The organism is Quadrisphaera sp. DVD1, assembly GCF_058932755.1.
Genome location: NZ_JBZYWI010000220.1, coordinates 1 through 3,187 on the forward strand (window position 1 = coordinate 1; position 3,187 = coordinate 3,187).

4 protein-coding genes, 1 pseudogene and 1 riboswitch are annotated in these 3,187 nt (G+C 77.8%); of the genes and pseudogenes, 2 read left to right on the forward strand and 3 right to left on the reverse strand.

The window, feature by feature from the left end; all coding sequences use genetic code 11:
• Both AC5FZL_RS16080 and AC5FZL_RS16085 read right to left on the reverse strand, forming a co-directional pair.
• Positions 1–896: energy-coupling factor ABC transporter ATP-binding protein (locus tag AC5FZL_RS16080; protein WP_493619890.1), on the reverse strand; the 896-nt coding region annotated here is incomplete at its 3' end.
• Between the two features lie 29 nt (positions 897–925).
• Positions 926–1,687: an ECF transporter S component gene (locus AC5FZL_RS16085; RefSeq protein ID WP_493619887.1), complete on the reverse strand. Its 762-nt coding sequence runs from the start codon at positions 1,685–1,687 to the stop codon at positions 926–928.
• A 61-nt stretch (positions 1,688–1,748) separates the two neighbouring features.
• A riboswitch (TPP riboswitch) is annotated at positions 1,749–1,855 on the reverse strand.
• A 104-nt stretch (positions 1,856–1,959) separates the two neighbouring features.
• Between AC5FZL_RS16085 and AC5FZL_RS16090 the strand changes: the two genes are divergently transcribed.
• The gene (locus tag AC5FZL_RS16090) at positions 1,960–2,235 is read left to right on the forward strand and encodes a DUF4235 domain-containing protein (protein WP_493619888.1); all 276 of its coding nucleotides are present in this window, start codon (positions 1,960–1,962) and stop codon (positions 2,233–2,235) included.
• A 55-nt stretch (positions 2,236–2,290) separates the two neighbouring features.
• Complete coding sequence (locus AC5FZL_RS16095; RefSeq protein WP_493619889.1) at positions 2,291–2,449, forward strand: hypothetical protein; 159 nt, start codon at positions 2,291–2,293, stop codon at positions 2,447–2,449.
• Between the two features lie 15 nt (positions 2,450–2,464).
• Here AC5FZL_RS16095 and AC5FZL_RS16100 read toward each other — a convergent pair.
• A pseudogene (locus AC5FZL_RS16100) lies at positions 2,465–3,187 on the reverse strand (hypothetical protein); the annotation flags it as partial.

Sequence of the window (3,187 nt, forward strand, 5' to 3'; positions counted from 1 at the left end):
CCCGCCCGCACGGTCGCGCCCACCCCGGCCAGCACCGGCGCGCCCGCGCCGCGACGGCCCACCGAGACGCCGTCGAGGACCAGCAGCTCCTCCCCCGGGGCTGCGGGAGGCGGCCGGTGCGGCGCAGCCGCCTGGCGGCCCGGCACCCACACCCCCGCGCGGGCCAGCTCCTCGCCGCGCTCGGCGAGCACCCGCTGCGGCGGCCCGTCGGCGAGCACGCCACCTCCGGGCGCGAGGACCACGACCCGGTCCACGAGGTCGAGCCACAGGGCGACGCGGTGCTCCACGAGCACCATCCCGCTGCCGGCGGCCGCCAGCCGCTCGCCCACCACCGCCCGCAGGCGGCGGGCGCCGTCGGGGTCGAGCATCGCGGTCGGCTCGTCGAGCAGCAGGACGCCCGGGTCGAGCGCGAGGACGCCGGCCAGGGCCAGGCGCTGGCGCTGGCCCCCCGACAGCCGGGCGGTGGGGCGCCGGCGGTCCACCGGCAGGCCCACGTCGGCCAGCGCGCGGTCCACCCGCGGCCAGATCTCCGCCGCCGGGACCGCGTGGTTCTCCAGGCCGAACGCGACGTCGTCACCGCACCGGCTGAGGACGGTCTGGGACTGCGGGTCCTGCAGCAGCAGGCCCGCCCGCGCGACCCCGGTCCCCGCCCCCACGGCCTCCAGGCGGGCGCAGGGTGCGGGGACGCCGTCCACGAGCAGCTCGCCCTCCTGCTCACCGGTGCCGTCGGGGCCGGCGTCCAGCAGGCCGGCGATGCCGGCGAGCAGCGTGGACTTGCCCGCGCCGCTGGCACCGAGGAGCAGCACGCGCTCGCCGGGGGCCACGTCGAGGTCGAGGCCGCGCACGGCCCAGGCCCGGCGCCCGTTCCAGCGCCAGCCCCAGCCGCGCGCCGTGATCCGCGGGCTGCGCGGGGTCGTTCCCAGGGTCAGACCCGGGTCGCCGTGCGGCCCGAGGCCAGCGGGGCGAGCGCCCCGGTGGCGGCGAGCGCTCGGGTCAGCGCCCAGCTGCCCGCTCCGGCGATGACGATCCCGGAGACCACGGCGAAGGCCAGGTAGGTGAGCTTGTAGCCCGCGCTGAACTCCGGGTAGTAGACGAAGGCGTCGAGCACGCCGACGACGACGCCGGCCCCGGCGCCCGCGGCCAGCGCGGTGGGCAGGCCCCAGCGCCGGTAGAGCAGCAGGGCGAGCACTACCTCGGCACCGGCGCCCTCCAGCAGGCCGTACCAGACCGTGGAGAACCCCCAGGTGTTGCCGACGAGGGCGCTGAGCACGGCCGCCACCAGCTCGGTGTAGATCGCGGCGCCGGGCCGGCGCACGACGAGGCCGCCGAGCACGCCGGGCAGGAGCCACACCCCCGCGACGACCGCCGACAGCGGCGGGAAGAACGCGAGGCCGGCGCTGACGGCGGGGTAGACGCCGAGGTTCCAGACCGAGAACAGCAGACCACCGGCGACGCCGAGGACGCTGGCCACGACGATGTCCACCACGCGCCAAGAGCCGGACCGCGAGCGCTGCCACCCGACGAGCCACGCGGCGCCGAGGACGGCGAGGACGACGGCGGGAAGGCGCAGGCCGTCGGCCCACAGCCAGACGGCGACCACGGCGAGGGCCACCCCCACGCCCACGAGCAGCGGGGTCTTCGAGCGGGTGGTGGTCGTCCCCGCCGGGTCGTCGATGGTGCTGGTCACGCGGTCCTCCTCAGGACGTCTCGAGGAGGGGACGCCGTGCGCCCGTCCGAGGACGGGTGCACGGCTGAGAAGCCCGACTCCCTACGCCGGTGCTAACCGGATCAGGTTCGAGGGTCTGCGGTTCCCCGCACTCTCAGCGCCCTTGCTGGCGCTCCCCTGTCGTTCGGGGGAAGCGTAGCGCTCTCGGGTGGCCGCGCGCCTCCCGGCGCGGGAGGGTGGCAGCCGGCCGCGGACCGCAGCGGCAGCAGGACCGGAGAGCTGGAGGCGATGTCGTGGGTGCACTGGTGTGGAACGTCCTGAGCCTGGTCTCGAAGATCGGGGGGCGCACGGTCACCAACAAGGTCGCCACGACGGCGTGGAAGAAGACCACCGGCACGAACCCGCCGCTGAACCCGATGAGCCCGACCACCTCGTGGGGCGAGGCCACGGCCTGGGCGCTCGTCAGCGGGGCGCTGAGCGGCTTCGTCGTCATGGTCGCCACCCGCCAGGCGGCGAAGTGGTACCGCACCTCCGCCGGCCACCTGCCGAAGGGCCTCGAGGACGCCTGAGCCCGGCGGCCTCGCGGCTCTCCGCGCGGGGCTCCGGCGTGGCACCCTCGACCCCGTGCTGCTGCGCGCCCTGCGCGAGCCCGGAGCGGGCCGCCCCTCACCGCTGGCCCGGGTGATGGCCGCCCTCGTGGTCATCGCCCTGCTCGGCGTGAGCGCCCCGGTGCTCGCCGCCGTCCTGCCCCCCGTGGTGCGCTGGGTGGCGGGGCTGTTCTGACGGGTGCTCGTGCCCTCAGCGCACGGGGGTGAGCGGGAACCCCTCGGCGTCCAGGACGACGCCCTGCACCGCCCGCACCAGCGCGTCGGACAGAGCCCGGACGACGGCCGCGGCCTCGGCCCGGGCGGCGCGGTGCTCCTCGGTGGGCACCTCGCGCTCGGCCTCGGCCTCGTCGCCGGGCCACCAGGTGATCCGGTACTCCACGGCCCCGGAGGACCAGCCGAGCGGGGCCAGGACGGGCGGCAGGTCCTCGGCGGCCGAGACCCTCACCTCGACCACGCCGCCGTCCTCGACGCCCCCCGCGCCGACGACGCCACCGAGCGCGACCACCAGCGCGTAGCCGTCGAGGACCCCCGCGCTCGCGGCGATCGCGTCGCGGCGGTCGGCGGCCAGGTGCAGCCCCTCGCGCTCGGCGTCGGTGAGCCCCTCGCCGGCGCCGTCGGCCTCCAGGGCCGCCACCGCCTCCGGGCGCAGCCCGGTCCACGCCGCGCCCTCGGTCGCCAGCTCGGCCTCCGGCACGGTGGCCGCCACGACGTCCCGGGCCTCCTGCGGGGCCAGCCAGTAGCGGCTGACCACGACGCGATCGACCCAGGCGCCGGGGTCCGGTCGCAGCACGACGCCCGAGGGGTGCACGCGCAGCGCGCCCTCGAGGCGGCGGGCCAGGGCGACGCCGAGGTCGACGGCGCGGCGCTCCTCGCCCAGCGGCAGGCCGTCGGGGAACGCGCGCGCCAGGCCGTC